Genomic DNA, 25,944 nt, shown 5'->3' with positions numbered 1-25,944 from the left:
CCCACCGCGACGAGCGGCGGAAGGAGGCGCCCGAGCGCCCGTCGCACGGGACACCGAGCGGGTCCCCGGGCGCCCGGCACGACAGGGCGCATCCGGCCCACGATGCGGCCCAGGATCCGTCCTCGGGGCCCCGGTCCGCACCGCCCGGACCGCCGGTGGCCGCCCGCCACCCGCGGTCCATGGCGGCGCCCGGCCGTGACGGCGAGCTGCGGCGCACCTTCGAGGCCCTCCCGGCACGGCCGACGGAGGACGCCGAACGGTTCGCCGGGACGTGGTGGGGCGACGCCTGGGTCGCCGCGCTGGAGGAAGGGGCGCTGGACGCGGCGCGGCTGGCACGGGGGAGGGCCTGCGCGGGACGGGGGAACGTGGACGCCATCACCGTCACGCCGGGGCTCGTACTGGCGTACGTACAGGGAAGCCGTCCACGCCCCTACCGCGTACAGGTGCGGCTGCGGACGTTCTCCGACGACGAGTGGGACCGCTTCCTGGACGCTGCCGCCGAGCGGCCGGGGCACATCGCCGCGCTGCTGGACAGACAGCTGCCGCGGTCCCTCGCCGAGGGCGGGGTGCGGATGCTCCCCGGCCCCGGCGACCTCGAACCGCACTGCGGCTGCCCCGACTCCGGCCACACCTGCAAGCACGCGGCCGCCGTCTGCTACCAGACCGCGCGCCTGCTCGACCAGGACCCCTTCGTGCTGCTCCTGCTCCGCGGCCGGGGCGAGCGAGAGCTGCTCGACGCGCTGTCCCGGCGCACCGCGGTGCGCGCGGCGCGGGCCGCGCAGGAGCGGAAGCCCGTCCCCGTCCCCGGTGTGCGCGCCCGTGACGTCGTGACCCCGCGCGCGCTGCCCCCGCTTCCCGCCCCGCTGCCGCCGCCCGCCCACCCCGAGCAGCCGCCGGTCTGCCCCGGGGTGCCGGGCGGTCCGGACCCGTTCGCCCTGGACCAACTGGCCACGGACGCCGCGGCCCGTGCGCACGCGCTGCTGACCACCGGGCACGATCCGGTCGCGGAGCTGACCCTCTGGCAGGACGCGGTACGGCTCGCCGCCGCCCGCCCCGGCTCGGGCCTCACCGCGGCGACCCGGGAGCTCTACTCCTCGCTGGCCGCCGCCACCGGGCGCACCCCGGCCGAGCTGGCCCGGGCGGTCGCCGCATGGCGGCAGGGCGGGCGGGAGGCACTCACCGTGCTTGAGGAGCCCTGGGACCCGCCGGCGGGTCGCTTCGACCGCGCCCGCCCCCTGCTGCTCGCCGCCGGCCTCCCCGCGTTCCGCCCATGGCACAACCGGCTCACCCATCCGGACGGCCACACGCAGCTCCGTCTCGGCCGGGACGGCCTCTGGTACGCGTACGAGTCGGAGCCGGGCCGCGAGGACTGGTGGCCCCGGGGCACCGCGGACCCGGATCCGGTCGGCGCACTGACCGGCCTGGGGGCGCCCGGGGGCGAAGCCGGCGCTCGGTGAGGGCGGTCCGGGGCTCCTGCTGGAGACGACCCGGCCGTACGAGGCTCCCGTCCTGATCCTGGGTCCCTCACTGAGCCACCTGGCGCAGGTTGCAACGGCCGTCCAACGGCGTCCGGCCATTTCCGGCTCGGCCTCATCGGGAACCATCGCGACGGGGCTTCTGCAGCTGCCGCGGTCCCTCGCCGAGGGCGGGGTGCGGATGCTCCCCGGCCCCGGCGACCTCGAACCGCACTGCGGCCGCCCCGACCCGGGCCACACCTGCAAGCACGCGACCGCCGTCTGCTACCAGACCGCGCGCCCACTCGACCGTTGGGGGAGTGTCACCGCCCCGCACGGTCACCGTCCGGTCGGCCCGGTCTCTTGAGCGCCGCCAGCCGCTTTCCCCGACGAGGTATCTCGTGCCGTGCGCGGTGCGGCCGCCGGGGTAGAGATACAGCTTGCCGTCGCTCGTGGCTGCCCAGAAGTCCGGTGAGGCCGTCCCCCGGGTACCAGTCCGCCGTGTGGCCGATCAGTGCGGAGGTGCCGTCGCTACCGGCGAAGTAGCGGTCCGGCAAGGCCTGTCCGTCGTCGTGGGCACCGGGCGCGTGGACGTGCAGGTCTTCGCGGGGCCGCACCACGGCCGGCTGGGAGCCCTCGCAGGCGACGTCGGACAAGCCGTCGGTGAAGTTCGAGTACAACATCACGCCCGGTGAGCCGGTGTCCGTGGTGAGCTCGGCGCCGCAGGACAACGGCACGCACGAGGAGACGGCCGTCTTCCATGACGGTCTCGGCCGCGAACGGCAGACCCAGCAGCCCGCCGTCGGCAAGGGCCGCCTGATCACCGACGTCCACTACAGCGTCAACGGCACGATCGAGCGGACCGGCAACGCCTACTACGCACCGGGCGATCCGCAGCCGGTGATGTTCGAGGTGGCCTCCGACTTCGCCATTCCCAACTCCACCCTGTACGCGTACGACGGCTTGGGCCGCGAGCTGTCCGAGACACCGTACGAGGCGGGCACCGTCAGGCCTGAGAAGTCCACGCGCTACGAGTACGGCTACGACTACCCCACCGCCATCGAACCGGACGGCGCCGCCTCGCAGCGTTCCTGGACCGACTTGCTCGGCCGTCCGGCCCGGCCGCACCCACGACATCACCGCCGCCCGCCGCGACCGTATCCTGGCCCACCTGCGTGCTGCCGGCCCCGGGGCCCTGGCCGACCTGGGCTTCCTCGGCCTGGACGACGACGGTGACGACCCCGTGGTCGTCACCGGCTTCAAGGCCACCCGCGCCCGCAAGCTCACACCCGCCGAGAAGGAGGCCAACCGGGTCCTGGCCGTCGGACGCGTTCCCGTCGAACGCGGCTTTGCCCACCTGAAGAACTGGCGGATCCTCACCAAGCTCCGTACTGACCCGCCCGCGCCTCCCACCTGTTTCGCGCGCTGCTCGTCCTGACGAACATCGAGGCCACTACCGACAATTGATCTCTACCGCAGGCAGCCCACGATCAGCACATGCCCCGGAACCGCGTCACCGGGCCGGGATCGGCTGAGTGAGGTTCACCGGGTTGCCGTCGGGGTCCTGGATGTGGGCGACGCGCTGTCCCCACGGCATGTCGTTGGGGCCGCCGCGGACCGAGCCGCCCAGCGCCGCCACCCGGCCGAGCGTCTCATCGACGTCGTCGACACCGATGCTGAGCAGGATCCGCGGCCCCGCCCCGGTCCCCGGGTTCGCCTTGGCCACCAACCCGAGGTCGGTGTCGCCGATGCGCAGGCCGAGGTAGAAGACCGGGCCTTCCGCCGGCACCCGGAAGATCTCCTCGGCGCCGAACAATTTCGTATAGAAGCCGAGCAGAACGTCCTGGTTGGCAGTAATGATCACTGGCTGGATGGTGGACATGGCACTCCTGTCGAGAACGGTCGTGTCGCTGGGTAGACCGTTCGAGGACGGTGAACTCACCGGCAAAACCACCCCGCCGGACGATCTACAACACAGGCTGCTGCCCATGACCAGCACGAGCACCCCGAAACGAGGTCACGCCACCCCGCTGACCAGCCACTTCAAGACGGCGGAGCTTCACTGCAGCAAGTGATCCAGGGCTGACGCCGGGCGGAGCGAGGGCCGTACGCGGCCCCGCCCCGCCGCACGACATCGGAAGGGGGCTGCATGCTGTCGATGCATCTGCGCCTGGCCGATCTCCAGGAGCCCAAGTGGAGGCCGGAAGGCGGGCGTTGGACCAGCGGCGCGAGCTGGATCGAGTCCGCGAACGTGTCCACGTTGGTCATGGAGATCAACGACGACCAGTCGCCGCGCGTACGGGTCCGTGTGAAGGAGTGCAAGCAGGAAGAAGCCGACTTCGTCGAACTCACCATGGAGCCCGGACAAGCCGGCCTTGCAACAGGTGTTTTCGGCGCGGCCCCGCTCTACCTGGCAGAAGACGCCGGCGCACTGCATGCCTCATGCGACCTGACACTGCTGCGACCACATCTACGGGCTGACCGCCTGGTGCCGCGCGCCGTAGCCCGAACACTGACGAGGCAGCACCGCTACACGGCAAGAACCTGGCCGATCTCGTTGTTGTCGTGCACGTAGGCGAGGCTGTTGCCCATGCAGGTCACCACGTCCATACGAGACGCTGTTCGAAGGCGTCTACCGCCTCACCGAACGGGCTCGCACCGGCGACATGCGCACCGTACGACTCGGCCAGCGTCGCGGCCCACGCCCAGCCCGGCACACTGCTCGTGCTGTGCTCCCCCCTCGCCCCGATCACCCGGATTGAGCCGACCCCCGCCACGGTGGACACTCCGAGGGGACGCGCTACCGTCACCATCCGGCACGAGTGGGGCCTGCGGACCCAGATCAACACCATGCACCGGCACTGGGTGCTCCCCTCAGGTGCCGAGGCCCGAGACAAGATCCGCAGACGTGTGTTGTTCCCCCGCGAGCTGGAGCGCTACGCGGAGGGCGCCGGCTTCAAGGTCCTGGACATGCTTGACGGCACAGGGGAAGGGCTCACCGGCCCAACCGCATACGCCGTGGCCCGATACACCCGGCAGTGACCGGCGGGGCGGGCAGTCGCGCCAGTGCCAGCCACCTGACCCCTGACGGCAGGGCTGTTGCAAGGTCGAATATCAGGCGTGAATGTGCAGGTCGCAGGGGATGCCGAAGAGATCGAGTGGGGGTACGGTGCGAGGGCGAGCCTCCGGCGTGCATCGGCGATCGAACCGCCCATCCGGCGAAGGAAGGAGGGAAGTCCAGGTCGGCGAAGCCCACCACCTCCACCACCCGCGTATCAATGCGGCCGTGAGCGCGTACCGTGGAGCGGAAGGCGGCCCGCACGCGCTGCCAGGGTGTGCAACGCATCGGCCACCACGACCCCGTCCTCCAGCTCCAGCGCGGCCAGCAGTGCGGCGAAGCCGGTGTTCTCACTGCCCTTGTCCGCCACCTTCTGCTGTGCGACCAGTGTTCCGTCCTGCAACACCGCCCCCAGCACCATCACGGGCATGGCAGACTCAGGAAGCACCGAAGCACCGAAGCACCGAAGCACCGAAGCACCGAAGCACCGAAGCACCGAAGCACCGAAGCACCGAAGCACCGTTGCTCATCGAAGACTTGAGAGGTCATCGATGAGCAACGGAGCTTCGCCCGTCTCGGGCACGGTCCGCTGACACTGGTGGTTACGGACATGATCTTGTGGTGAGGCCTGTCCTGCCAGGGGCTTTACGTCTGTCCAGAGCCGGGGCCGCCCGGCCCGATCCACCCGGACCCGCGCCGATCAGCCCGTGAGCCGAAGCACCATAGGCGTCACCACGCCCGCCGCCGACTTGCGGTTTCGGCGCGGCGAGGCACAGCAGTTGTCACTTGGTCGGCGTGCCACTTGTCACCAGCAGCATGTGAAGCATCGCTGTTGTCACCGTCGGCTACCTGAGTTGCACGGCGGCCAGCACCCCAGTGTTGACCTGTGCGGCGGGCCGCTCGTCCAGGGCCGCTCGTCCAGGGGGCCTTCGTGACACGTGCCCCGCCGTACGAGGCGCCGGCCTCCGGAGGCCGGGTTTCGAATCGTCTCCCCATGCGCACTTGACCTGGAGCGCGCTCCAGATCCAAGGATGGGGGACATGGATATCAACATCACTGACCCCCAGATCGTTCTCGGGACGATGGACTTCGGTACCCGCGTCGGCCCGGACGAAGCTTTCGCGATCCTCGATTCCTTCGTCGGGGGAGGCGGTGTCTGGCTCGACACCGCGAACTGCTACTCCTTCTGGGCCGATTCGAGTGGCGTCGGCGGTGCCAGCGAGCGCGTCATCGGCGCATGGCTTCGATCCCGCCCCGGCGCGCGCGACGCGGTGCGGATCGCGACGAAGGTCCGCCAGAATCCGCTCGTTCCGCACTCCTGGCCACAGAGCGCCGAAGGACTTTCCGCCCCCGCCGTACGAATTGGTGTTGAGGGAAGCCTGGGGCGTCTCGGAGTCGATCACGTCGATCTCCTTTGGGCTCACGCCGAGGACCGCACTGTGCCGCTGGAAGAGACCGTCGGTGTCTTCGGTGAGCTGGTCACGAAGGGAACGGCTCTGCGGGTCGGGGCGGCGAATCATGCTGCCTGGCGCGTCGAGCGTGCCCGGTCACTCGCCCAGGAGCAGGGCGTTGAACCGTGGACGGCCCTGCAGCTGCGCCACTCACTCGTCCAGCCGCGCCCACTCACCCCCCTCGCGGAGAGCGGCCATCGGCTTCTCGCCGACGAGGACCTGGACTTCGCACAGTCGGAGGGGCTCACTATGTGGTCGTACAGCTCGTTGATGTGGGGATCCTACGTGCGCGCAGACAAGCCGCTTCCGCAGACATATGATCATCCTGGTACCACCCGGGTGCTCTCGGTCTTGGACGACGTGGCCAGCGAGCTGGCGGCCACGAGGAACCAGGTCGTCCTCGCATGGCTGATGTGCCAGGGGATCGACCCCATCGTCGGCGTGAGCCGGGTGGAGCAGATCGAGGAGGCGCTCGCCGCACGCCGTGTGCGGCTCGATGAGGAGCACCTGGCTCGCTTCGTCGAAGCGCGGTAGCAGCGGTCAGACAAGGAGCCCCGTGACCACCCGCCTCACTCCGGCAGCAGCGGCCGACCGCACCGGTGTCTCCCTTGACACACTGCGCTACTACGAGCGCGAAGGGCTGATCGGACCGATCCGGCGCTCACCCGGTGGGCGCAGGGAGTACACCGAGGACGACCTCTTCTGGATCGGCTTGGTCACGTGCTTTCGTGACGCCGGCCTCGGCATCGCGGACCTTCGGCAATTCGTCGCCATCCTGCGCGCCGAGCATCCTGCGCAGGACCGGGTCGCCTTCCTCCGCGAACGCCGTGCCGCCCTGGAGCAGCGAGTGGCGGCGCTGTGCCGGGCCATGGAGGTCCTCGATGACAAGATCGCCTACTACAGCTGAGTGCCGAGAGCCCCGCACTCAACTCGCGCTCTACCCACCGCGCATCGCCCACCACTCCGAACCCCTCGCCGTGAAGCCGGCAGTGGCACAACGTCCGTGCCCTGACCCAGGGAGGCAGATGGACTCACGGCATTCCCCGCCACCGCCTCGGCCCAGTTGCATGACACCATGCCGAACAACTGTGTCCTGTCGAAATGCATCTGTCAGATGGCGAGCCGCTGACCTGGTGGGGTGCCACGTCGTATGAGAACGCTGGCCCTCAGCGTTCTCAACTGACATGGCTTTCACGGTGCTGACGGATGGGATAGCTGACTCAGCCGCCATGCTCTTCAGCGAAGCTGCCCATGGTCTCCCTCAGGCGGCGCCGTGCTGCATCCAGACGTTCCGCGTAGTCAGCAGCGAAGATCCCGGGAAGTGCCTTGTCCAGCGTCCCCGTGAGCTTGTGGATCGGGGCCCACGCGGCTGGGTCGTCCACCAGACGGCTGAGGTCCGTCATCTGAACTCGCTCCAGCCAGTCCGAGAGGACGAGTGCCTCGTCGGGGGTGAGCTTGATGGTGATCTCAGTGCCGTCCACGAGTCGAACTTAGAGGTTGTCTCACGTGGCAAGTTTCGCGAGATTCTTGCAGCAGGTCAGGGCGGCGGCCATGGCCAGGCCTCGGCTCTGCCAGTCGTTGCGGACCACGTACGGGATCTTGAGACCACGAGCAGCCCATGGCAGGCTCATGCCGCGTGATCGATGAATTCGCGAAAGACAATATGCACGGGAGACTGCGGCGGGACCGCAAGGCGCTGCTCTGGAAACTCGACGGCCTGTCCGAATACGACGCCCGCCGACCTTTGACAGCGACCGGGACCAACCTCCTCGGCCTGGTCAAACACGTGGCCAGCGTCGAGGCCAGGTACTTCGGCGAGGTCTTCGACCGCCCTTCCCCGGAACCGCTGCCCCGGTGGCAGGACTCCAACGGCAGCGATCTGTGGGCGACCGAGGACGAGACCCGCGATCAGATCATCGGGTTCTACCGGCGCACGTGGGAACACTCGGACGCGACGATCAACGAGCTTCCCCTCGACGCCCCCGGCCACGTGCCATGGTGGCCGGAGCCTTATGCCGACACGAACCTGTTCGCCATCATGGTCCATGTCCTCGGTGAAGTTCCACCCTGATCGTGGACAGCGGTTGCTTACGCTGCGGGGGTGAAGTCCTGCTGCAGTCTGGCTCGGGTTTCGAGTGGGGTGAGGTACCCGAACTCGGGGTGTTTGCGGAGCCTGGTGCGGTTGTACAGTACCTGCGGCACATCGGAACGAACACGGTCTCGGTGTTGGCCAAGAACCCGCATCGCCCTCTGAGTGCCGTCGAGATGCAGCGGCGCACAGCACTTGCCGCGTTCCTGGACACGTGCAGTGAGGATGCACTCATTGAGGAAGTGCTGCTGCCGCTCTTCCGTCAGCTGGGCTTTCACCGGATCACAGCAGCCGGGCACCGGGACAAGGCGCTGGAGTACGGCAAGGACATCTGGATGCGGTACACCCTGCCGACCCAGCACTTCCTGTACTTCGGCATCCAGGTGAAGCGCGGGAAACTGGACGCCACCGGAAAGCCCAGGGCGGGCAACGCCAACATCGCTGAGATCCATAATCAGGCTCTGATGATGCTGGCGCACGAGATCTTCGACCCCGAGACCAACCCGCGCGTCCTCGTCGACCATGCGTTCATCGTGGCCGGCGAGGAGATCACCAAGGCTGCACGCAACTGGCTGGGCAACGCGTTGGACGCGGCGAAGCGGAGCCAGATCATGTTCATGGATCGCGACGACATCTTGAACCAGTTCGTGGTGACCAACCTGCCGCTTCCCGTAGGCGTGCTGCCGAGTGCGACGCCATCCGGTGGTACCGCGGAAGCGCCGTTCTGATGCTCGTTCGGGGTGTGCGGCCTCAGGGGGACCGGCGGGGTGCGGCCGCGATACGGACGTCAGCGGAGCTGTCAGGGGGCCTGGCCGCGACCGCGGCGACGGAGTCCGGGTGGGTCGGCAGCACGAACCAGACGTTCCCAGGCCGTGCGGCGGACGCCCCACGCGTCGAGGAGCGCGTCCAGCGGGGTTTCCCTCGCGGCCGGGCTCGGTCGGATCCTCGACGGCGATATCCGGTGTCAGGCTGCCCTGCAGGGGTGAGCCTTCGGGGACGGCGCCAGCGCGACACCTTCCGTCATGCCTTCACGGGGCCGGTGGCAGAGCAGGTCGATCTCGAACTCAGCGAAGGTGGCGAGGACGTTGAAGAACATAGTCGGGGCTCGCATGTTGCGCCCGCCCTGGCGACTCCCGGCAGCATGCGGTGGAGCTCAGTAGCGTGGAGGGATGAGAACACGTGGGGGGAGGCTCGCCGCCGTCGTGAGCCTGATAGCCGGCATGGCCCTGGTGCTGGGCGGCTGCGGCAAGATCAGAGCGGACAACACCGGTTCGGGAGAGACGAGCGCGACAAAGCTCGGGTTCAAGAAGTACGCGGGCGCGGTGGGCTACCCGTCGGTGACCGGCCCGCACAACAAGGGGTACGTGGCGCCTGGCGAGGGTCTGCGCCAGCTGGTGCCGCTGGGCGACTGCGCCTTGGGAGAGGGGACGTTCGCCAACGGGTACCGCTATGTCAACGTCAACTGGACCGGTTCGCAGGGCTGTACGAAGCTCTCGATCACCCCGAAGCCGGGCGCAGACGACGAAGCCGACGTGCCGTACTCCATGCGCAGCGGCTGGCTCGGCGGCGGCCTGCCGGGCGACGTGGTGGTGCCGTGGGACGACAGTTCACTGATCGGGGTCGGCGCCACGCTGACTCGCCGAGCGCCGAACGGCGAGCAGTCCCGGCTCGCCGCGCTGCCGCTGACGTTCAACACCCACCCCGAGCAGGAGACCGCGGACGACGCCTCGGTGAACACCGCGATGAAGGTCGGCACGCGCCTGCTGATCGGCGGCGGCCAGACCGTCGACCAGGTGGAGTCTCCGTACGTGTTCGCGTCCGACGACGCGGGCAAGACCGTGCGTCGCGTGCCGCTGCCGGCGATCGACGGTCGGCAACCGTCCACGCCCGTGGGCGACTTCGGCGTCAACGGCACACAGGTCGTCGCCTTCGGCGCGGCGGCGACCAACGCCTACAACTTCCACCCCACGGGCACGATCCCGTTCTGGCACAGCGCGGACGGCGGCTTGCACTGGACGTCCGGCGACATCACCGGGATGCCACCGGGCACACAGGTGCACCGCGTCCTGTACGCGTCGGGCCACTGGTTCGCCGTGGGCGGCTACGCGAAGGCCGGCGCCTTCTACGATTCCCTCCCGCTGGTTCTCACCAGCCAGGACGGCACCCACTGGATGCGGATGGACAGTTCGGCGATGGGCACCGGCAACATCGCTGCCGCGACCGTCGACTCCGCGGGCCACCCGGTCCTGGTCGGCTCGGCCCCCCGGCCGAAGTCCGAGCCGAACTCCCGCACGGTGTGGTGCAGTTCCGTCTGGGTTGGCGACGGGACGACCACGGGCTGGCAACGCGGCGGCCTCGGCTGCAGCGAGGATCCCCCGAGCGCGGCGGCCACCCTCACGGACGGGCGTGTGCTGATCGCGGGCAACCGGGACCTCTGGCTCTCTCGAAGCCCGTGGCCGGGGCGCGGTCACAAGTCTTGATCTCTTCCCGCGGCGGATGCGCCGTCACAGGATCCACGAGATCGGCGAGGTCCTGGAGCTGCTGCGGGGTGCCGGGGCGCTCAGCATCTGGAACGGCCGCCCCGCGGGGATGCCGTTCTGGCTGGGGCGGGGCTGGGGTCGTGAGTCGCGGCCACGACACTCCCGCGGTGCCGACCCGGGCAAAGCGACCGGGTGCCGAATTCGGAGCCCCCGGCCCGCCCGAAGAAGGCGAGGGTGGGCGACGACGGCGCCGACCGCCCCATCGTGGTAGCCGAGCCAAGGAGAAGGCCGAGCGGAGCCGAGCCGGGGCCGCAACCCATTGTCATATCCCTGTGGTGAGGTGAAGTCAGACAACGGAGAGCGAGAGGCGGAGGGGACGATGGGTGAGTGCACGGCGTGGCGACCGTTTCTGGAGCAGTGGAGCGCGGAGTGGATCGCGGGGCACGACCCGGAGAAGGACGCGCCGCTCGCGCCGGAGGTCGTGCGTGACACCTGGCTCGGGTTCGCGTCGGCGAGCGAGACCGAGGTCGCCGCGGCCGAGGCCCGGCTGGGACGCCGGCTGCCGCCTTCGCTGCGGCAGTTCCTGCAGGTCACCAACGGGTGGAGGGACGCGGGCAACTTCATCTACCGGCTGGCGGGCACCGCGGAGCTGGAATGGCTGCGCGATACCGACGACCGCACCTGGATCGAGGTCTGGGAAGACCTCGCGGAGGACGAGGACGAGGACGGTGAGGATGCGTTCGGCGTTCAGGAGGCGAAGATCCTCGCGCGCTCCCTGCGCCTGTCCCTCGAGGGTGACGCGGCGGTCATGCTGCTCGACCCGGACGACGTGGACGAGGACGGTGAGTGGGCGGCGTACTGGCTCGCTTCCTGGTCCGGCGAGGGACCGGAGCGGTACGGCTCCTTTTACGACCTCATGCGCCGGCAGTGGGTGTCCTTCCACGCCCTGCGCAAGCCGCCGGGCGCCACCCGGGACCACTGGGACGCGGAGGTCGAGCGAGCCCGCTGCGAGGCGCTGGCCGGGGCCGTCGACAGACCGCTGGCGGTGTTCGCCCAGGCGCACGAGTACGGGCGGGAGCGGGCCGACGTGCTGAGCATGCAGATGAAGGCGATGCTCGGCGATTGGCGCGGCCACATCGCGAGCCTGATGTGGTACCGCCTGGGGCACGACGACCTCCTGCTCAGTCCGCTGTTCGCCGCGCAACTCCTGCCGCTGCTGGTCCGGCAGGATCAGCTCGCGCACCCTCACGACCTGCGGCCCCTGCCGCGGCTCAGGGAGTACGCGCCCGCGCCTGTGCGGGCGCTCGTCGCCGACTACGAGGCCCGTACGGCCGAGCCGGGCTTCCGGCTCACCTTTGGCGGGTCCGAGTTCGACGCGGCCGTGCACGCCGTCACCGACCGCCTCACCGGACACCCAGCCTTCCAGGCTCCCGACGAACCGCCGAACCGTACGGGTCCGATCGTCGTCAGCCTGTACGCGGGCGGCGGCCCGCGGCCGGAAGCCGACCCGCTGTCCGACCCCGCCAAGGTCCGCGCGGCCCGCGCGGCCCTGTGTGACGAGGCGTGGCCCGAACTCCATGCCGCGCTGCGCCTGTGGGAGCCGGTGTGTGAGGACCATATCGCCCCGATGTCCCTGTTCGCCGACCCGGTCCTGGCCCAGATGATCACCCCGGACCGCGGCCGCGAGATCCTGGCCACGCCCCGAGGGACGGGCCCCGGCCTCCCGTAGACTGGGCGTTCCAGCAGTCAGGGACAGCGACACCGTACGGGGGAATGGCATGTCCGAGGAACGCGAGGGTGTCGTGATGTACTGGCGGCCTGGGTGCGTGTTCTGCATGAAGTTGCGGCTGAGCCTGCTCTTCACCCGCCTGCGCTACTCCAAGCGGAACATCTGGCGGGACAAGGACGCAGCGGCGTTCGTCCGTTCCGTCGCGGACGGGAACGAGACGGTGCCCACCGTCACCGTCGCCGGGCACGCCATGGTCAACCCGTCGAAGCAACAACTACTGGACGCGGTCCGCGCGCACGCACCGCACCTGCTGGCGCCCTGACCTGGCGCGAGAGGAGACAGGGCGAGGGCGCGATGGCCTGTGGCCGGCCCAGACGCGGTCGAGGGCCGCCGGGCACCACCCCAACGCGAGCCCGCCCTGTTCCGCATCGCACAGCGCACCTCGACCATGTCGTCGTAGATCCGGGGTACGACGGCCTCGACCGGGAGACAGGCCAGTTCCGGCCGTAACGCCCGCTCCGCATCAGCTTCCGCGCGCCCTCTGTCGCATAGAGGCAGTCGATCAGGCCGACCTGTCGTCGCGCCCGAACTCCGCCACTCGAAGGCAGCGATGTGTAGACCTACACCGCCGATCTCGGGCGACCTCCATCCGAAATCGCACCAACGGTGCATCGTGGCGATGGCTGCGCGGTACGCCATACCTGACGGAGCGTCGGGCTTCTCAGCATCGCCGATCGACGAATCGTGTACGTGACCTGCAGATTTCCAGTAGCGACGGGGACAGGAGAGGGGGGACGGATCGGCTACAGGAACGGTGACGGCGTCCTACATGACTCGCCTGGCTTCCTACCGGATCCGCATGCCCTCGCGGATCCCGTTCACCTGCGTCAGATGGACAGCGGACACCAGCGCAGGGTATGCACGCGTATCGCCCTGTTCATCATCCCGGAACTCGAGGACAACCCATGCGTGCAACGCAGCTCATACCTGGAGTGGCCGTCGTGCTACTCGCAGCCGCTCTCGCGTCCGGCTGCTCTGGTGGACACAGCACTGCGGCCGGGGCCGGGCCCGTGGTTTCCTCCGTCGCGGCGACTCCGACGCCCGGGATTACTGCGGTAAAAGAGGTCGGAAGTTCGCCAACGCCGAGCACCGCCACGTCGACTGGCTACCCGACCACCCCAGCCGCTCCAGGCGCGGCCGTGCCGCAGGTACGAGACGCCTTCGCAGTACTGCAAGCAACGTACAACGACAGCTGCGGGACCCCCGGAAACTGCCAGTACTTCCTCAACCGTCTCCTGACCAACCTCGACGACCTCGGCAACTCGATGAAGGTCAGCCCGAAGGGCACAGCCCACTTCAGGCAGCCGCTCGCCTGGATCGAGCAGATGCAGAACGCGCTGGGCGGCGACTTCACGTTCGACAACCTCCACAAGCACCAGAAACTGCTGGTCACGACCCGCGACAAGATCAACACTTGGATGCAGTCGTACCCGAACGACTACCGCTAGTCCGAACATGTCACCCACCGCAAATAGGCGAGAAGCTGCAGGTGAGCGGCACAGTCAGGAGATGGCCGCCGTGGGCGGCTGAGGTCAGTGGCCGCCCGGGAAGGCAGGGTAGTCGGCGAAGGCGTCCGTCTGGGTGAAGCCGCGGTTCATCGTGCCCTCCGCGGACAGCGGGAAGGCGTTGATGAGGAAGCCGGCCCCGATGGGGGCCGTTCCGCTACGACTGCGCCTTCCCGACGAAGTAGCCGAGGCCGGTGAGGGCGCTGCGGGTGCTCACCGGGAAATCACCGCGCCTTACGCGCGGCGGTTCGAGGACGCCCCTGACGGCCGCGAGCCCCTCGCAGCGGCGCTGCCCGTGAAGCGGAAAAAGAACCATGGCGCCGTGGTTATGGGCGTGGTGGTCGGGGGGGTGCCTCTATGTCTTTCGTCAAGCGAGGCGTGGGGTTCTGGGTTCGTAGAAGGTGCCGTCGCGGAGCATCGCGAACAGGACGTTGATCCGTTGTCGGGCCAGGCGGAGAAGTGCCTGGGTGTGGGTCTTGCCTCGGGCCCGGCAGCGGTCGTAGTAGGTGCGGGAGGCGGGATCGTTTAGAGCGGCGAACGCGGACAGGAACATCGCCCGCTTGAGCTGCCGGTTGCCGCCTCTGGGTGCGTGTTCGCCGTGGATCGAGGTTCCCGAGGACTTCGTGGTCGGGGCGAGGCCGGCGTAGGAGGCCAGGTGGGCGGCGGTGGGGAAGCTGGTGCCGTCGCCGACGGTGACCAGCAAGGTGGCGGCGGTCCTGACCGCGATCCCCGGCATAGAGACATCCGATCGGTCTATGGCGTCAAGCCGCGACCGGCAGCGGGGTAGGGAAGGCAGTGTTCTCGTCGTAGTTCTGGCGTGTGGTGAGGCGGTGGTGCAGCTGGCCGAGGAGCCGGTTGAAAAGGTTACGCAGGGCAGCGGTGTGCCGGTCCCCGATACCTCGGCGGCGGTCGTAGTGACCGCGGGCGCCGCGGGATCCGGACAGCGCGGCGAAGGACCAGACGTAGCCGACGGCGGCCAGTCGCTGGTTCTTCACCTTGCGGTGGTGGACGATCAGGCTCTTGCCGGAGGCTCTGGTGATGGGTGCTGAGCCGGCGTATGCCTTGAGAGCCCGGCCGTCGGCGAACCGGGACCGGTCGTCGCCGATCTCGGCCAGGATGCGGGCGCCGGTGAGCTCGCCCAGGCCAGGGAAGCTGGTGATGATCTCCGCGTCCTCGTGTTCGGTGAACCTCTCGGCGCATGCGGCGGCAAGGTCGTCGGCTGCCTGGGCGGCGGCATCGAGTTGCAGGACAAGTGCCCTGACCTGCTGACCGAGGGCTTCCTCGACGCGCGGGAGCTGACGCATGTGCGGCTCACGCAGGATCCCGGCGAGGTGCTCGGCCCGGGTCTCGATGCGGCGCTGGCGGCCTGCCTTGCGTAGAAGCGACCGAAGCCGTGCCTTGCTCAGTGCGGCAGCCGCGGCAGGAGTGGGAGCTGCGGCAAGGACAGCGCGGGCTTCCGGGTGGGAAAGGCCCATGTTCTTGACCTGGAAGGCTGCCAGGGCGGCAGTAAAGAACTCCCGCAGCAGTGACCGGAGTTGATTGGCCAGCTGCTGCCGGTTCCAGACCGCGTCCTGTTGAGCCTGGGCCAGGACGGCGATCGCCTGGATGAGTTCCGAGTCGGCAGGCAGCGGACGGTGATGGTCCGCGTCCGTGCGCAAAACGTTCGCCAGGGCGAGGGCGTCCGCATGGTCCGACTTGGCCCGTGCCACCGAGCGTCGCTCACGATAGCGGGCGACCGCCATGGGGTTGATGGCATAGACGGGACGGCCGGTGGCTCGCAGGCATGCCACCAGCAGGCCCCGGGATGTCTCGATCGCGACAGGAATCGGATCACAGGGTTCGTCCCCGGCCTCGGCGAGAAGATGTTGTAGGGTCTCCAGCCCGGCGAGGTTGTCGTTGATCCGTTGTTTGGCGACCAGGTCGCCACGCTCGTTGACCAGGGCGATGTCGTGGTGGTCTTCAGCCCAGTCGATGCCGCAGAAGATCTTCAAGTAGGCCCTCCTCGAACGCAGGTGGTGCATGGAGCCAGTGCAGGGACACGCCGCGCCCTAATGGGAGGACTCCTGGGTCCGGCATCCGATTGGCAGTTCGCATCCCCAGCGGTCGGCAAGGGCCTCGCTCTGTATGCGGAGCAGGTGGCTCTGGTGTCGATGAGAGGTCTCCTTGCCGGCGGCTCGGAAGACGCACTACCCAGCGGAAGATCACGACGTGCCGGAAACGGAGGGCCGGTTGCGCACAGCCTCAATGAAGCAGGAGTTGAGCTCCGGGTCAGGACCAGACGTCCTCCGGCCCTCCGTCACCGTCGTGCACCGCCATTAGGTCAGGACTTTCGAAAGAGGGTGTGCCTCCAGCAGGGCGCTGATCTGGGCTTCTGTGGCCCGGCGTTGTTCGTGGACGGCGGCGAGCGAGCGGGCCAGGGAGGGGATCACGATGTCGAGGGTGCCGGTGCCCGGGACGACGACGGTCTGCTCGTCGAGGGCGTCGAAGACCTCGTCGATCAGCCGTGCTGCCATGCGCGGGGCCTTGGGCCGGATGACCTCAACGAGTTTGCGGCGTCCGGCCTTTCGCAAGCTGGCCGGGGATCCGTAGCGGTCCAGCAGCCAGGTGACGGCCTGGTGGTCCAGACGCGGCCCGAGGACGCGTTCCAACGACGGGTGGAACTGGGTGAGCAGGCCACGTATCCGGTTGCTGGTGCGGGTGGCCTCGGCTGCGAGGTCCTGGTCGAAGCCGACGAGGACCGTGAGCTCGGCGGTGATCTCGTCGGTGAGTTCCAGGGAGCGCAGGGTGTGCGGCATGGTGCGGGCCGCGTCGGCGATGACGGCCGCGTCGCGGGCGTCGGTCTTCGCCTCGCCGGGATAGAGGTCGGCGATCCGCCGCATCGACAGGCCGGGCAGGTAGGCGACCTTGCAGTCGGCATCCCGGGCCACCGTCAGCGGCAGGGCGCCGATCGAGGCGGGCTGGTCCACGATCACCAGGACGGTGCCGAACTTGGTCTTCAGCTTCTCGAAGACGTCCCGCAGTTTCGGTTCGGTGTTCGGCAGTTGCCTGTCGAAGACCTTCTTGCCGGCCGGGGTGAGTCCGTGCCCGTGATGGTTCGTCTTGCCGACGTCCAGGCCGAGGAAGACGCCTATCTCGTCGCTGTCGTTCAAGCCGTCCTCCCGAACGGATGTCGTGCCTGCTGGCCTGGGCGTCGGCGTCGTGCGCGCATCCACGTTATGCAGACCTGCCACCCGCGTACGGCCGGGCCTTGCGCTCGGCGGGGCGGTAGTCGGACCTCTCATCAGCGTCTCCAACGGCGCCTCTCGAGCCCGGTGACACCACCCCCCAGGTCATCCGTTCGACAGGGGGGACCAGTCATGCCGGACCCGGAGGCCAGCGGTCCTCTTGCAGGACCGCCAAGAAGACAACGGGGGTCTCGCCGGGGAAGGGGAAGTCGACCGGCGTACTCGGCGCCGCTGCCGCGGTCCGCGAACGCCTCCGCACCGGCGCGGCGAGCTGCCTCCCGTGATTCGGGGTGGCCACTTTCGTCTGCCGCACGACGAAGGCGACCACCTTGTCCGGGAACTCCTCCTGCCTGGGGAACCCGCCGTGGACGTGTGTAGGGCTTGAGCAGCAGCGCGCATCCCAACGGCGTCGCGCCATGCTTCCCCAGGTGCTGTTCTGCGGCGGGGGTCTGACTCCTGAGATGTCGTCCGAAGCCTCAAGCACTATGCGAACCGGGAGGTTTTCCACCTGGTCAGACCTGTGCAGTCGTAGCCTCCATTATTAGGGGCAGTCGTGAGACGTGGTCGGGCCGGCAGGCGAGGCTGGCGCCCGCCCCGCGCCGGCCACTGCCAGCCCCGCTCGCTCACCCGGGCGCCCCGGGCTGGTCCTTGGCCCACCACAGGAACGCGGCGGAGTGCTGCTGGTTGGCGAATCCCTCGCCGACGAGTTCGCGCAGGAGGCCGTTGCTCCAGAAGACGAGCCGGCCGAGCGTCCAGTTCACCGACTCCGGCGCCGGCAGATCCAGCCCGTAGACCATCCGCGCGATCTCGCGCTTGCCGCCCGCCTCCGTCGTGTACTTGAGGACGGACAGGAACCTGTCCGGCTCCATGACGCAGAGAACCTTTGTGAGGAGGGCTTCCTTGAAGCCCGTCATGGCGAACGATCGGGTGCCGTCGAGGAGTTGCTGCAGCCGGTCCTCGGGCGGTACGTCGTCGGGGCCGTAGAGAAGGTACTCGATCGTCCGGCGGGTCGACTCCGCGGCATCGGCGTCACCCATGGAGTTCCAGGCGGCGTTGAACATGGACTGGTTGCCGGGGTGGGCTCCGACGTCGGAGTTGGCGAAGTCCTTGAGTGCCTTGAGGTCGCCGGCGCGCAGTCCCTCGCGCGAGAAGATCTGCTGGTATTTCTCCCAGTAGGCCGCCACCTCGGGGTCGAGGCCCGGTCTGGTGGCGAGGAACTGCGCCTTGAGCCGGTTCGCGCGTTCCAGTACGCCGGGCTCGACGTCCTCGGACTTCGGGAATCGGGCCTTGAGGTCACTGATGGAGCGGGAGGGCTGCTTCTTCGGGTCGGTCGGTTCCCCGTGCTCCCATGCGAAGCCGCACCGGTGCCGGACGCGCCGACGCCCGCCCTCCAGGTTCTGTACCACCTCGATGTCCTCGTCGTCGCTGCACAGCGGGCACATGGCCAACCCCATGGTGATCCCCTCCGGCCGTCGTAAGGCGTCGCGTGCGACCGCCCGGCGCGGGCTCGGCCGCTCGTTCAGCCCGCGCGACGCCACCGGTAGTCGTTGCCCGCACCGTACCGGCACTGCATACGGGTTCCGGCACCGGTGTAGCCGTACGCTCCGGGATCACCGCACCACGAACCAGGATGCACCCCTTGCCCGGAGTCGCTGTCCCGGGCTTCGGGGGCGGCGGTCTCGGATCCATCGTCGTACCGGTCGGTCGCCGTGGCTTGGGACTCGAGTGCGCCCGTTGGGCAGCCGTCGTCGGGGCTCGCTATTTCCATGGTGACCAGCCAGCCCGGCTCGTCGAAGGTGCCGCTGGTCAAATCCGCGGTGCACACCGTCCACTCGTCGCGCTGCGGATCGCGGCTGTACGCGAACGTCAGTGGAAGTCCGGTCCCATGCTCCAGGACGCTGATCTCGCCGCCGCCCGACCTGTCCTCCATCACATTTCGGGCCTTGCCCCATGTGCCGCCTTCGAGGCTGGACAACGAGAACGCATTGCGAAGCGGGCTTTTCGAGGGGGCGGACGAACTCGCTGTGGTCTCCGCCGACGACTGCGCGCTTTCCGCTCCGCTGATGGACACGATCGCCAGTGCCCCGAGGACGAGTACGAGAACCGCAGCGAACAGGGTCTGCAGCAGCGCACTGTCACGAAGTGACCCGAGGGCCCGGTGTGTCGGCACGGCCGACCAGGGTTTGCCAGCCTGGCCGACTCTGCCCGATGCGGAGCCTTTCCCGGCATGGGCTTCAGGCTTTCCGCGGCCGACCGGACGGGCGCGGTGGAGCTGTCCGCGGTCCTGTTCGTTTTCCCGTTGCCTGTCCCGCTCCCGGTCCTCGGGAGTGCGCCACCGTTGACTGATCCCGCCGGGCAGTTCCCTGCGCACGCTCGACGGTGGGTGCCCGGTCGTGCGTGTGTGTCTGCGCACCACCGCAGCCGTGGTCTCGTCCTCGGACTGAGGCACTTCGCCACCGCACGCCTCACACACCCACGCATCCACCCGGAGCCCCCTTGCCGTCCCGGCGCGGCTCATCTTCACACGCGCCGGTCGGCACCCGCCACGCCGGGCGGCGGGGCACACGGTCATAGGGCGCCAGGAGGATCGGGGCAGGGCATGGGAACCCACTGGACGGCGTTGTTGGCGAACCCAAGCAGGTTCCAGGGCTGTTCCACCGTGTGTTGCCGAGACCGTCTCGGCCGTCCTGCTGCTGGCCGTGCTGGCCCTCGCCGTAGTTCGGCCGCGAGGCTGGCCGGAAGCGGCGGGCGCCGTCCCTGCGGCGGCCCTCGGCATGCGGTGGGCCCCGTGACTTCGCACGAGGCGTGGCAGCAGACGCATAGCCTGCTGCGGGTCTTGGTCTTCCTCGTTCTGATCCTCGTCCTGGACCAGCTCTGCGCCGACGAGGGCCTGTTCGAGGCGGCCGGCAGTACCGTTGAGCGCCGGTGCGGCTCCGGTGGAGCAGCGCGTTGACGATCTTCCGTTTCGCGTACTGGCCCTCGTGCGAGGCGTGAGTGCTGCACCGCGAGCAGGCCAGGCACAGCCCGCAGTGTGCGGCGGTCAGGTCTAGCCCTGCGGTCGGAGCACCCCAAGGAACTGGTAGAAGTCGTAGGCCAGGTAGAAGTGCCCATATGCCGCGATGCCCAGCAGGGCCGCGGGGAAGAGGGCGAGGCATCCGCCGTTGCGGTAGGGGCTGCCTGAGCGGTCGGCCAGCCACTCCGCGCAGGTCAGGTACGTGAAGGCTGCGAGGACCACGGGCGCCAGCACCGCCACGGCGATGGCCAGTACGGAGGCGACGACCTTCACCACGACCGCCAGGCCGCTGGTGCCGGCCGAACCCGTTGCCGGCGGCAGGTCGAGCCAGGTGGTGAAGAAGAAGGAATCCGCCATGACGGCCGACAGTACGGATGACACCACGACCGCGGGGTAGTCGCCCACGCCGCCCGGGGGCCGCCTGCCGCCGCTGGTGTGGGGCAGTGACGCGTCCGCGTACCGCTGCGGCCCGCTGATACGGCGCGCCCCACCGCCGCGCAGGTGGTTCAAGAACCAGTCGTCGATGAAGAGGCCGATGACGGACACCATGAAACTGCTCTGTCCCAGCGTGGTGTTGCGGAAATTCCAGAAGATGTAGAAGCAGGCGAGGGCGCACAGGACTTTGATCGCGTTGCGCATGACTCCGGCTCTCGTGATGCGACCGGCCCGGTGGCCTGCCTGATCTGGACCTGCCGCCGTGGGCCCGCGCGGCTGACGTGGGTACCGGCCAGTCAGCCCGCCGTGTCGCGAGGACGAACCGGCAGCCGGCCGGGCGGCGTCGACCGGCCGGTTGCCGGTTCGTTCAGCCCCGGTCGAACTCGCCCTTCTCGATGAGGCCCACGACCACCGACTGGAACGTCCCCCACTGCTCGACGAGCCAGTTGCACATCGCGATGCCGCTCGACCCGAAGTACGTCAGCCCCTCGTAGAACATCTCGAAGCGGAAGTCCGGCCTGGCGTAGAGCGCCTCGCGCATCTGCGCCATCTGCCCGGCGTCCAGTCCCGGCAGCGCATCGGCGTAGGCGTCCATCTGGCCCGCCAGCATCCTGTAGATCGCCCCCAGCACCTTCTCCACGTCCACACCGCCCGGCCGGTCCGCCTGCCTGGCCGCTTCGACGGCGAACGCCAGCACGTCGGGCGCATCGGCCGCGAGGGGGCTCTGCTTCACCAGCGGGCCGGTGGACCAGTCCCGTACTGCCGAGGACCGCTTGGACTTGCTTCCGAAGAACCCCACCATGATCTCCTTGGTTCCGTTCTGCTGTGAAAAGCCGTGAGTACCGAGTCGGGGCAGGCGGCCGGTCGCGGAGAGCCGCTGCGGACGCCCGGTGGCCGACCGCGGGCCGGTCAGCCGTCGATGATCTTGCGTGCGCGGTTTCCGCGCTCACCGGCCTCCCGGTACAAACGCTTGAGCATGTCCAGTTCCTGCTGGTTGAGCTTGCCCCCGAACTCCGCCTTGCGGAGCACCCGTTCGTATTCCTCAGCCGTGGCCACGGCCATCTCCCGTTCTCCTTCGGGGCCCTGCGGACCGGGCGGAGCAATGGCTGTCCCGGTCAGGACCGCCCGGGCCGACCGCAGCACGGTCCGGCCTGCGTACCTGTCACCGACGGGCGGCCATCCCCCGAACGGCCGCCCGTCGTACGGTCATCCTGCCGCAGGGGCACCGATCGCGCTGTCCCCATCGATGGGGACAGCGGTAGGCGGGGCCACGACGCCGGCCGCGTGAGTGGAGACCTCGACCCAGGTGGATTCCGTACCGTCCTCAACGACCGCGGAGGTCCCCGTCAGGGCCTTGCGCAGGGCGGCGGCCCGCGTCGGATCTCCCGGCAGCGTCACCAGGCTGACCAGGAGCGCGCTCGGCCGGGGTTCCACGCTGAGGATCAGGTCCTGCGGGGTGGGGCCCGTGCCCAGCGCGCAGGTGAGCAGGCAACGCAGCAGATCCGGCGGGGCGGATGGTCGGCGTCCGACTGGATGGTCACCACGCAGCCCTCGGCACGCGCCGCACCCAGCAGTTCACGAGTGGAACGGCCGAGCACACCGGGCAGGTGCAGCTCGTCGCGGACGGCCAGATCCAGCATCCGCGCCCGGACCCGGATCTGCGACGCTTGCGGGGAGAGATCCCCGGAGGCGGTACGGCGCAGGAAGGAAAGGATCTCCTCGTCGAGGTCGGCCAGGCGTCTGCGGTGCATCGCCTCGCGGGCCTGCCGGGCGGACTCGACAGCGGCCGAGGCCGTCCGCTCGGCGTTGGCTCGCATCACCGCCGCGCCCAGCCGGGTCACGGTCTGCCCGATGGCCAGCCCCATGCCGACACCCAGCGCCGGGGCGAACAACGCCGGCACGGCCTTGGCCACGCTCTCGCCCCATGAGTCGGCGAACGGCGGCCCGGCCAGCAGCACCAGGACGACCCCCGCCTGTTCCAGTACCAGGGCAAGCAGGGCTTCCCAGGGTGGCCGGACGATCACCAGCACGGTCAGCAGCGGGGTGACCGCGCCGATCGGCCAGGAGGTGTCGTCGGCGATGCCCGACGTGGGGATCACAAGGAAGCTGCCGACCGCCCCGCCGACGGCGAAGGCGCTCGCGGCGGCGGCCGCGCGCCCCCCGATCGCCGTCCGGGCGCGCAAGAGCAACGCCACCGTCACCGCGGCCAGCAGCACGTACCACACCATCAGCCAGCTCACCCGTGGGGACCGTGCGGTGTGGATCGCGGCGACGACCCCGGTGGCGAGCAGATAGGGGACACAGACCGCGGCCAGCGGCCGGCGGACGTCCCCGACCGCGGCGCGGATGCTCGCCATCCGGTCCGGGGTTTCTGTGGCGGCCCCACCAAACTCGCCCGTGTGTACCGCCCGCGCTGCCAGACCAGCCGTACGGTGGTGCCGTCGCCGGGGGAGCTGTGCACCTCCGCGGTGCCTGCCACGTCGGCCATCCGCCGCAGCACCGATTTCCGCAGTCCCACCGAGGACACCTGCACCCCGGCCGGGGAAAACCCCACCCCGTCGTCGGCGACGGAGAGCACGAAGCCGTGCTCGTCCCCGCGCAGCCGCACCTTCAGCGCCCGCGCCTCGGCGTGCCGGACCGCGTTGCGCACCGCCTCGGCCGCCGCCCCCAGGGCGGCCTCGGCCACCTCGGCGGGCACCGGGACGGCACCCGAGACCTCGACACTCAGGGGCGGCCCGCCTCCGGCGGTGAGCCTGGTGAGCAGGGCCGCGAGGTCGGCGGCCTGCCCTGGTGCGGCAGGCACCCGCAGCAGCGCGTCCACGGCACTGCGGCATGCCTGCCTCACCTGCGTTGTGGCGATCCCCGGCATGCTGACCGCCCGCAGCGCGGAACTCACCTCGTCGTGCAGCAGGTCCTGGAAGCGGTGGTGCGCCTCCCGGCGGGCCTGCGCGCGTGCGGCCGTGGCGCCTGCCGTCAGTGCCTGTTCCTGGGCGGCGTCGGCACGGGCTCCGGCGGTGCACAGCAGTGGGCCCAGCACCGCGGCCGCCACCGCGGCGGCCAGCACCGGCCAGGTGCCCTGCACCGCGGCAGCCGGACCGTCCATCGGCCAACTCGCCGCGATCTGCGCGCCGATGACCGCCAAGGACACCGGCCACGCGATCCGGCGCGGTCCGAACCCGATCGCCAGCAGCACGGTGGCGGCGGTGGGTTCGCAGCGCAGCCCGACGACGATCAGCGACGGCCGCTCGACCGCGAACACCGCCTCCGTGACGAGCGAGACACCCACGGCCGCCCAGACATCGTTACGGCCCAGCAGGACGAGTGCGCCGCGCACCGTCAGGGCGGCCGCCAGCGCGGTGAACACCACGGTGGTGGCGAGAACGGCGGGCGCGAGCCGTCCGCCCGATGACACCAGCAGCATCGACCAGCTCACCACGAACAGCGCCGTGACCGCCGCCATCGCGCGCTGAAGACCGGACCACACGCCATGGCGGTAGGTTCCCGGACGCGGCGCCTCGGGGTTCGGTGTCACCATCCCAGGGTGTCCGGCAGGTCGTCCGCCGGACTCAGCGCGAGGTCGATGTGGCCGTCTGCCACGGCGCGCCACACCAGCTGCCGGTTGTCCTTCAGCAGCCCTTCGCCCGCGGCGGCGTACGCCTCGATGGCACGCTTGCGGTACGTGCGGACGGTGTCCTCGGTGATGTGCAGCATCCGCGCCACCTGACGGTGCGGCAGACCCCGGGCGATCAGCTCCAGGACGCGGCGCTCCTGACCGCTGAGGCGGACGGCACCGCGCGGATCGGTGACAATGGCGTGTGCGAGCCGACTGGACAGATAAGGCTCCCCGCCGTGCACGGCGCGGATGGCGTCCACCAGCCGCGCCTCCGGGTCCTCCTTCAGCACCAGACCCGCGGCCCCCGCGTCCAGCGCCTTGCGTTACCGCGGCGGGCCGGTGCTCGGTGGTGAAGACCCAGCACCCGCGCTCCGGCGGCCCGAAGGCGCCGGACGTTGTCGTCGACGGCCTTGCGGTCTCGCAGCCGCAGGTCGAGCAGGACCACCGAGGGCATCGCCGGGAGCATCCCCGGCAGTGCGCCGGGAGACGAGTCCGGTGGTGCGCCGGGCAGGGCGCCCGCCGACGGGCCGGCAGGCGAGGGCGGGGGGTGCAGCCCGGCGAGGAGCGCGTCCACGTCGGGCGCCACATGTACCAGCTCGATGTCGGCCGTGTGCTCGGCGAAGTACGTCCGCAGGCCAAGCAGGACCACCGGGTGGTCGTCGACCGCCGCTACGGCGATCCTGGCCTCGCTGTGCCCGCCGCGCCCGACATCCCCCTGGCGCCCGCTGCGTCCGCCGTTCCCTTGGTGTTCCGTGTCCCCGGACGCCGACATGCTCCCCCTCCGTCCGCTTCGCGGCCGAATGTTACCGGGCCGGACAGTGGCGGAGTAGGTCAACGACTGCGAACTCTGCCGGCTCCGGGCCTTCCACGCAAAGGCTCGCGGAGGCCCCACTGGCGCTCACGCTGCCGGCGTACCCTGGTTGTTCTGCCACGGCGGGTGCGGGTCGAGAGCTTCGTGCTGCAGTGGGGTTGGTCGCCTCTGCGAGGGCGGTGTTCCATCGGCCGCGAGCCTGGACGCCTCGCTGGTGGCAGCGCCGGGCGGATCAGTGCGGATCGAGGCCGTGGCCGCGGTGAGGTGCCGGAAGCGCCGTGATGCGGAGCAACTACGGTGTCGCGTTGTTACCCTCCGCACCATGCATCATGCGGCGCGGGAGATGCGCTCTCCGATCCTGTCGATCCACCCGTACATACCGGCCATTGGGCAACACGAGGACGTGATCTGTTCCATGGCCTCGCGCGGCGACTGCGACCACAGGCTCGTCGCGCAAGTGCGCACCGAGTTGAGCGACGGCAGCATTCATCACTGGCGGGTGTGCGGTGAGTGGTTGACCAGTCATCCGTCAGCCATCGCGCACATCAAGACGAAGGGCTTCCAAGAACCTGCCAACCCTTGACGGGTCAGTGCCGGAGCCCCCGCGGTGACGACTACGCCGGCCGGTACACGGCCTGGTCCGGGTCCGGTCTCACGATCAGACCGTCCTTGGCGAGCTCGCGCAGATTGTGACGGGCCTCCTTGCCCGCGGCTTCGTCATCCGCCGGCCGGTACCCGGCGACTCGCAGGGCCAGCACGGCACGTTCGGTGTCCCAGGTGCCACCCAGCGCCCGGATCAGCGCGGCGAGCGCCTGCTTGTGAGTCAGCGGCTTCTCTGTCATCTCATCCTCTCCTTCTGAAAACCGCCACAGCATGGCACATGACACACGGCGGCAGGGTTCGCGCGGAGTCCGGAAGCCACTGTGGAGGCACCACCCACACGGTGCGCGCGAGGAACTGACCACTGCGCGGCAGCGACGGCCGGGCTCGATGGGGCTACGACTCGAACCGTGGTCTGCCGG

Annotated in this window: 31 protein-coding genes and 3 pseudogenes; 16 read left to right on the top strand and 18 right to left on the bottom strand. The window is 69.6% G+C overall.

Features of this window, described 5'->3' with window-relative positions:
• From ACFSL4_RS34805 to ACFSL4_RS34795, 3 genes are all read left to right on the top strand, one after another.
• Positions 1-1,457 (top strand): SWIM zinc finger family protein (locus ACFSL4_RS34805; RefSeq protein ID WP_381091797.1); only part of this gene is annotated, 1,457 nt, incomplete at its 5' end.
• Between the two features lie 660 nt (positions 1,458-2,117).
• Entirely contained in the window at positions 2,118-2,690 is a 573-nt protein-coding gene (locus tag ACFSL4_RS34800; protein WP_381091796.1) for a hypothetical protein, read from the top strand.
• Positions 2,590-2,892, top strand: a complete 303-nt coding sequence (locus ACFSL4_RS34795; protein WP_381091799.1) for a transposase family protein — start codon at positions 2,590-2,592, stop codon at positions 2,890-2,892. The genes ACFSL4_RS34800 and ACFSL4_RS34795 overlap by 101 nt, the downstream gene beginning before the upstream one ends.
• 75 nt (positions 2,893-2,967) lie before the next feature.
• On the opposite strand, the gene ACFSL4_RS34790 is transcribed toward ACFSL4_RS34795, so the two are convergent.
• Complete coding sequence (locus ACFSL4_RS34790; RefSeq protein WP_381091794.1) at positions 2,968-3,336, bottom strand: VOC family protein; 369 nt, start codon at positions 3,334-3,336, stop codon at positions 2,968-2,970.
• Between ACFSL4_RS34790 and ACFSL4_RS34785 the strand changes: the two genes are divergently transcribed.
• From ACFSL4_RS34785 to ACFSL4_RS34775, 3 genes are all read left to right on the top strand, one after another.
• Complete coding sequence (locus ACFSL4_RS34785; RefSeq protein ID WP_381091792.1) at positions 3,335-3,529, top strand: hypothetical protein; 195 nt, start codon at positions 3,335-3,337, stop codon at positions 3,527-3,529. The genes ACFSL4_RS34790 and ACFSL4_RS34785 overlap by 2 nt on opposite strands.
• Before the next feature lie 74 nt (positions 3,530-3,603).
• Positions 3,604-4,029, top strand: coding sequence for a hypothetical protein (locus ACFSL4_RS34780; RefSeq protein ID WP_381091790.1), 426 nt, complete (start codon positions 3,604-3,606; stop codon positions 4,027-4,029).
• Positions 4,030-4,232: 203 nt separating this feature from the next.
• On the top strand, positions 4,233-4,496 hold the full coding sequence (locus ACFSL4_RS34775) for a hypothetical protein (protein WP_381091788.1): 264 nt from the start codon (positions 4,233-4,235) through the stop codon (positions 4,494-4,496).
• Between the two features lie 233 nt (positions 4,497-4,729).
• On the opposite strand, the gene ACFSL4_RS34770 is transcribed toward ACFSL4_RS34775, so the two are convergent.
• The gene (locus ACFSL4_RS34770; RefSeq protein ID WP_381091786.1) at positions 4,730-4,960 is read right to left on the bottom strand and encodes a hypothetical protein; all 231 of its coding nucleotides are present in this window, start codon (positions 4,958-4,960) and stop codon (positions 4,730-4,732) included.
• A gap of 592 nt (positions 4,961-5,552) precedes the next feature.
• Between ACFSL4_RS34770 and ACFSL4_RS34765 the strand changes: the two genes are divergently transcribed.
• Both ACFSL4_RS34765 and ACFSL4_RS34760 read left to right on the top strand, forming a co-directional pair.
• Positions 5,553-6,497 carry an aldo/keto reductase gene (locus tag ACFSL4_RS34765; protein WP_381091784.1) on the top strand — a complete coding sequence of 315 codons (945 nt, stop codon included), beginning with the start codon at positions 5,553-5,555 and terminating at the stop codon, positions 6,495-6,497.
• A 22-nt stretch (positions 6,498-6,519) separates the two neighbouring features.
• Complete coding sequence (locus ACFSL4_RS34760) at positions 6,520-6,870, top strand: MerR family transcriptional regulator (protein WP_381091782.1); 351 nt, start codon at positions 6,520-6,522, stop codon at positions 6,868-6,870.
• 313 nt (positions 6,871-7,183) lie between these two features.
• Here ACFSL4_RS34760 and ACFSL4_RS34755 read toward each other — a convergent pair whose 3' ends face one another.
• Positions 7,184-7,444, bottom strand: coding sequence for a hypothetical protein (locus ACFSL4_RS34755; RefSeq protein WP_381091780.1), 261 nt, complete (start codon positions 7,442-7,444; stop codon positions 7,184-7,186).
• A 155-nt stretch (positions 7,445-7,599) separates the two neighbouring features.
• Here ACFSL4_RS34755 and ACFSL4_RS34750 point away from each other — a divergent pair.
• Both ACFSL4_RS34750 and ACFSL4_RS34745 read left to right on the top strand, forming a co-directional pair.
• Positions 7,600-8,022, top strand: a pseudogene (locus tag ACFSL4_RS34750) (DinB family protein); the annotation flags it as partial.
• 167 nt (positions 8,023-8,189) lie between these two features.
• Entirely contained in the window at positions 8,190-8,780 is a 591-nt protein-coding gene (locus tag ACFSL4_RS34745) for a hypothetical protein (protein ID WP_381091778.1), read from the top strand.
• Positions 8,781-9,016: 236 nt separating this feature from the next.
• Here the strand turns inward: ACFSL4_RS34745 and ACFSL4_RS34740 are convergent, their stop codons facing one another.
• Positions 9,017-9,163, bottom strand: a complete 147-nt coding sequence (locus ACFSL4_RS34740; protein WP_319594179.1) for a hypothetical protein — start codon at positions 9,161-9,163, stop codon at positions 9,017-9,019.
• Between the two features lie 58 nt (positions 9,164-9,221).
• Here ACFSL4_RS34740 and ACFSL4_RS34735 point away from each other — a divergent pair, with 58 nt between their 5' ends.
• From ACFSL4_RS34735 to ACFSL4_RS34720, 4 genes are all read left to right on the top strand, one after another.
• Positions 9,222-10,532 (top strand): hypothetical protein, encoded by a 1,311-nt coding sequence (locus ACFSL4_RS34735; RefSeq protein ID WP_381091776.1) that lies wholly within the window; start codon positions 9,222-9,224, stop codon positions 10,530-10,532.
• A gap of 379 nt (positions 10,533-10,911) precedes the next feature.
• The gene (locus ACFSL4_RS34730; protein WP_381091774.1) at positions 10,912-12,261 is read left to right on the top strand and encodes an SMI1/KNR4 family protein; all 1,350 of its coding nucleotides are present in this window, start codon (positions 10,912-10,914) and stop codon (positions 12,259-12,261) included.
• A gap of 49 nt (positions 12,262-12,310) precedes the next feature.
• Positions 12,311-12,583: a glutaredoxin domain-containing protein gene (locus tag ACFSL4_RS34725; protein WP_381091772.1), complete on the top strand. Its 273-nt coding sequence runs from the start codon at positions 12,311-12,313 to the stop codon at positions 12,581-12,583.
• An 877-nt stretch (positions 12,584-13,460) separates the two neighbouring features.
• On the top strand, positions 13,461-13,769 hold the full coding sequence (locus ACFSL4_RS34720) for a hypothetical protein (RefSeq protein ID WP_381091770.1): 309 nt from the start codon (positions 13,461-13,463) through the stop codon (positions 13,767-13,769).
• A 214-nt stretch (positions 13,770-13,983) separates the two neighbouring features.
• On the opposite strand, the gene ACFSL4_RS34715 is transcribed toward ACFSL4_RS34720, so the two are convergent.
• From ACFSL4_RS34715 to ACFSL4_RS34690, 6 genes and pseudogenes are all read right to left on the bottom strand, one after another.
• On the bottom strand, positions 13,984-14,142 hold the full coding sequence (locus ACFSL4_RS34715) for a hypothetical protein (protein WP_353603490.1): 159 nt from the start codon (positions 14,140-14,142) through the stop codon (positions 13,984-13,986).
• A 51-nt stretch (positions 14,143-14,193) separates the two neighbouring features.
• Positions 14,194-14,568, bottom strand: a pseudogene (locus ACFSL4_RS34710) (transposase); the annotation flags it as partial.
• A gap of 19 nt (positions 14,569-14,587) precedes the next feature.
• Positions 14,588-15,847, bottom strand: a complete 1,260-nt coding sequence (locus tag ACFSL4_RS34705) for an IS110 family RNA-guided transposase (protein WP_381091768.1) — start codon at positions 15,845-15,847, stop codon at positions 14,588-14,590.
• Positions 15,848-16,144: 297 nt separating this feature from the next.
• Positions 16,145-16,975, bottom strand: a pseudogene (locus ACFSL4_RS34700) (IS110 family transposase); the annotation flags it as partial.
• Between the two features lie 698 nt (positions 16,976-17,673).
• Positions 17,674-18,504: a hypothetical protein gene (locus tag ACFSL4_RS34695; protein WP_381091766.1), complete on the bottom strand. Its 831-nt coding sequence runs from the start codon at positions 18,502-18,504 to the stop codon at positions 17,674-17,676.
• A gap of 65 nt (positions 18,505-18,569) precedes the next feature.
• Entirely contained in the window at positions 18,570-19,220 is a 651-nt protein-coding gene (locus ACFSL4_RS34690) for a hypothetical protein (RefSeq protein ID WP_381091764.1), read from the bottom strand.
• A gap of 618 nt (positions 19,221-19,838) precedes the next feature.
• Here ACFSL4_RS34690 and ACFSL4_RS34685 point away from each other — a divergent pair.
• Complete coding sequence (locus tag ACFSL4_RS34685; protein ID WP_381091762.1) at positions 19,839-20,003, top strand: hypothetical protein; 165 nt, start codon at positions 19,839-19,841, stop codon at positions 20,001-20,003.
• A 93-nt stretch (positions 20,004-20,096) separates the two neighbouring features.
• On the opposite strand, the gene ACFSL4_RS34680 is transcribed toward ACFSL4_RS34685, so the two are convergent.
• The 7 genes from ACFSL4_RS34680 to ACFSL4_RS34650 form a co-directional block, all read right to left on the bottom strand.
• Complete coding sequence (locus ACFSL4_RS34680; protein ID WP_381091760.1) at positions 20,097-20,702, bottom strand: hypothetical protein; 606 nt, start codon at positions 20,700-20,702, stop codon at positions 20,097-20,099.
• 163 nt (positions 20,703-20,865) lie between these two features.
• Positions 20,866-21,300, bottom strand: a complete 435-nt coding sequence (locus ACFSL4_RS34675; RefSeq protein WP_381091758.1) for a hypothetical protein — start codon at positions 21,298-21,300, stop codon at positions 20,866-20,868.
• 107 nt (positions 21,301-21,407) lie between these two features.
• Complete coding sequence (locus ACFSL4_RS34670) at positions 21,408-21,554, bottom strand: hypothetical protein (RefSeq protein ID WP_298561783.1); 147 nt, start codon at positions 21,552-21,554, stop codon at positions 21,408-21,410.
• A gap of 386 nt (positions 21,555-21,940) precedes the next feature.
• On the bottom strand, positions 21,941-22,738 hold the full coding sequence (locus ACFSL4_RS34665; protein ID WP_381091756.1) for a hypothetical protein: 798 nt from the start codon (positions 22,736-22,738) through the stop codon (positions 21,941-21,943).
• Positions 22,735-24,033 (bottom strand): sensor histidine kinase, encoded by a 1,299-nt coding sequence (locus ACFSL4_RS34660; protein WP_381091754.1) that lies wholly within the window; start codon positions 24,031-24,033, stop codon positions 22,735-22,737. The genes ACFSL4_RS34665 and ACFSL4_RS34660 overlap by 4 nt, the downstream gene beginning before the upstream one ends.
• Positions 24,027-24,401 (bottom strand): LuxR C-terminal-related transcriptional regulator, encoded by a 375-nt coding sequence (locus tag ACFSL4_RS34655; protein WP_381091752.1) that lies wholly within the window; start codon positions 24,399-24,401, stop codon positions 24,027-24,029. The genes ACFSL4_RS34660 and ACFSL4_RS34655 overlap by 7 nt, the downstream gene beginning before the upstream one ends.
• Positions 24,395-24,883: a helix-turn-helix domain-containing protein gene (locus tag ACFSL4_RS34650; protein ID WP_381091750.1), complete on the bottom strand. Its 489-nt coding sequence runs from the start codon at positions 24,881-24,883 to the stop codon at positions 24,395-24,397. Before ACFSL4_RS34650 ends, ACFSL4_RS34655 begins: the two co-directional genes overlap by 7 nt.
• A 361-nt stretch (positions 24,884-25,244) precedes the next feature.
• Here ACFSL4_RS34650 and ACFSL4_RS34645 point away from each other — a divergent pair, with 361 nt between their 5' ends.
• A complete protein-coding gene (locus ACFSL4_RS34645; protein WP_381091748.1) occupies positions 25,245-25,505 on the top strand; it encodes a hypothetical protein in 261 nt (86 codons plus the stop codon).
• A 31-nt stretch (positions 25,506-25,536) separates the two neighbouring features.
• Here ACFSL4_RS34645 and ACFSL4_RS34640 read toward each other — a convergent pair whose 3' ends face one another.
• Complete coding sequence (locus ACFSL4_RS34640) at positions 25,537-25,764, bottom strand: hypothetical protein (RefSeq protein WP_306187973.1); 228 nt, start codon at positions 25,762-25,764, stop codon at positions 25,537-25,539.
• Positions 25,765-25,944 lie beyond the last annotated feature (180 nt).

The sequence above is a fragment of the Streptomyces caeni genome (assembly GCF_042678285.1).
GTDB classification, from domain to species: Bacteria; Actinomycetota; Actinomycetes; order Streptomycetales; family Streptomycetaceae; genus Streptomyces; species Streptomyces caeni.
This window is presented reverse-complemented; position numbering and strand designations above follow the sequence as displayed.